The 2545-nt window shown below is 76.1% G+C and carries 2 protein-coding genes and 2 pseudogenes; 2 read left to right on the top strand and 2 right to left on the bottom strand.

What is annotated here, in order from left to right:
* Window positions 1-189, top strand: a pseudogene (locus MHW47_RS34470) (DNA-3-methyladenine glycosylase 2 family protein); the annotation flags it as partial.
* A gap of 16 nt (window positions 190-205) precedes the next feature.
* Here the strand turns inward: MHW47_RS34470 and MHW47_RS34465 are convergent.
* Window positions 206-688, bottom strand: a complete 483-nt coding sequence (locus tag MHW47_RS34465) for a DUF456 domain-containing protein (RefSeq protein ID WP_239227772.1) — start codon at window positions 686-688, stop codon at window positions 206-208.
* A gap of 49 nt (window positions 689-737) precedes the next feature.
* On the bottom strand, window positions 738-1715 hold the full coding sequence (locus tag MHW47_RS34460) for a helix-turn-helix domain-containing protein (RefSeq protein WP_239227771.1): 978 nt from the start codon (window positions 1713-1715) through the stop codon (window positions 738-740).
* 98 nt (window positions 1716-1813) lie between these two features.
* On the opposite strand from MHW47_RS34460, the pseudogene MHW47_RS34455 reads away from it, so the two are divergent.
* Window positions 1814-2545, top strand: a pseudogene (locus MHW47_RS34455) (hypothetical protein); the annotation flags it as partial.

Here is a 2545-nt window from a genome sequence, read left to right as displayed (position 1 = left end):
GGCGCCGACCGGGACGAGGCCGAGCGGGCGCTGCTCCGGCTGCCCGGCATCGGCTCCGCCACCGCCGCCCTGATCCGCATGCGCGGCCTCGGCGACCCCGACGTCGACCCGTACGGGCTGCGGGGCGCCTCGCGCTGGCGCCCCTGGCGCTCGTACGGGGTGCGCCGGGCGCGTCCGGCGGCCGGGTAGACCGTCGAGGGAGCTCTCACCCCCAGACCAGCGCGCCCAGCCAGGCGCCCGCCACCAGCAGGCAGGCGAACAACTCGGCCAGCACCGAGTAGCCCGTCGCCCGCATCACCGAGCGCACCGAGGCCCAGCCCGCGCCCCGGCTGCCGAGCCGCAGCCGCTCCGCCCCGTAGATCACCCCGACGTACCCGGCGACGGCCCCCACCACGGGCACGACGAAGAAGCCGGCGATCGCGCCGAGGCCGCCCAGCAGCAGCGTCCGGCGCGGCGCGCCCGACTCGCGCGGCCGGCGCGGCGGCAGCAGCGCCTTCAGCGCCTGGTTCAGCAGCAGCAGCGCCGTGGCGCCGATCAGGATGCCCCAGGCGAGCGGCGTCATGTCGGTGAGCGCCCACCACAGCACGGCCGCCCAGACGATCGCCTGCCCCGGCACACCCGGCACCAGCACCCCGACCAGGCCGAGCAGCATCACCAGACCGACGGCGACGAGCTGCCACACACTCATCTGACCAGCGTGCCGGAGTCCGCCGACTCCCGCCCGTCCACACCAGGCCCTAGCGGGTCACCCAGCCCTGTTCGTAGGCGTGCCAGCCGAGCTGGAGCCGGGTCGAGACGCCGGTCAGCTCCATCAGGCCCTTGACCCTGCGCTGCACGGTCCGCAGCCCCAGGTCCAGCTGCTTGGCCACGCTCGCGTCCGTCAGACCCGCCAGCAGCAGCGACAGGATCTCCAGGTCCATCGGGTCCGGGCCGCCCGGCTCCTCCACGACCGCGCCGCTCTCCCCGAGCCGCAACGGCATCGCCTCGCGCCACACCGCCTCGAACAGCCCCGTCAGCGACTCCAGCAGCCCCGAGGCGTGCACCACCAGCGCGGCGGGCTCCGCGCCCCGCCCGGTCAGCGGGACCATCGCCAGCGCCCCGTCCGCGATCACCAGCTTCGTTGGCACCCGGGGCACCACCCGGCACCGCTCGTTGCGGCTGAGCGCCGCGGACAGCTCCAGGATGCCGGACTCCAGACCCAGCACCTCGCGCTCGATCACCACCCGGAACGACACCCCGCGCGTCGCGGCCTCCTCCTCCGACGCGTTGTCCATCCCCCTGACCGCCATCGGCTTCCCGGTGACCAGGGCGCACACCTCGCTCGTCGCCCCGAGCTGGAGCTGGTGGAACCGGTGCGCCACGGCGCTCGCCCCCGTCACCACCTCGACCAGGTCGTGGACGGCCGGTTCGGCCGCGTCCGCCCGGTACTCCTCGGCGAGCAGGACCGCCGCCAGCTCGGCCTGTTCCAGCTGATGGCGCCGCTGGGTGAGCAGCGCCCCCAGCGCCACGCCGGGCGGCGCCGCGACCCAGCGGCCGGTGCGGGCGGAGGACTGGGCGGCCAGCCCGTGCTGCTCCAGCCGGCGCAGGGTGCGCTCGGTGTCCCGTTCGGGGAGGGCCAGCCGGTGCGACAGGTCGGACAGCTCGGCGGCCCCCAGCGCCACGAGGGCGCGGTACGCCGACTCCTGCCTCTCGTCGAGACCTATCGCTCCCAGCATCCCCGACCCCTCTCGAAGCAGTGCGTCACCGGGGCGTGCGACCGGCCCATTTTCCCGATGCCCGTTTTCGTGCGGCCCCGGCGGTCGACAATAAGGGCATGAGTCAGCAGGGGGAGAGGCCGGTGGCCCACGAGGACGACTGGTGGCGCAAGCTGTACGACGAATCCGCTCCGGACGCGGGGGCGAGCCAGGCGGCCGACAGTCTCGACGACCGCTTCGACTCGGCCTCCGGCACGGTGGCCTCCGGCCCGGACCGGGCGTACGGCACGACGGAGGCACCGGAGGCCCGGCCGGAGCCCGCCTTTTCGGACCCAGACCCGGAGCCGGAGTTGCCGCCGGTGCGGCCGGAACCGGCCCCGGCGCCGGAGTCGCCGCCGGACCCGGACCCGGTGCCGCCGGACCCGGAGCCCGTATCCCGCGCCGCAGAACCCGTGCCCGGGCTTCCGGTCCGCGCTCCGTGGGAGCCGCTCGCGGGCCCCTCGCGCCCGCGTACGTTTCCGGGGCCCGTGCCCGCTCCCGAACCCGAGCCGGTCGCACCCGTGCCCGATCCCCGGGTCGCCGCCGACGACGAGGCGCAGGGTCTCGCGCGGCGGGGCGCCGTCGCCCATGTGGGGGACCGTCCGCCCACCTACGACGCCGAGCCCACCGCGTTGCCCGCGACCGATCCGTACGAGCTGGACCGGGTCGTCCCGGACACCGTGCTCGACGGGGCCACGTACGGGGGCTACACGCTGCGCGCCGCGTCCGTGCGCGGGGACTCCGCCCGGTTCCGGGGCGAGCCGCGCCGCGACGCGCTGCTGACGGCGCGCTTCGGCAGCGGGGACGGCGCC

The organism is Streptomyces sp. OfavH-34-F (genome assembly GCF_022347745.1).
Taxonomy (GTDB): domain Bacteria; phylum Actinomycetota; class Actinomycetes; order Streptomycetales; family Streptomycetaceae; genus Streptomyces.
The sequence above is the reverse complement of the archived record's forward strand: the minus strand, read 5'-3'. Positions and strand labels throughout refer to the sequence as shown.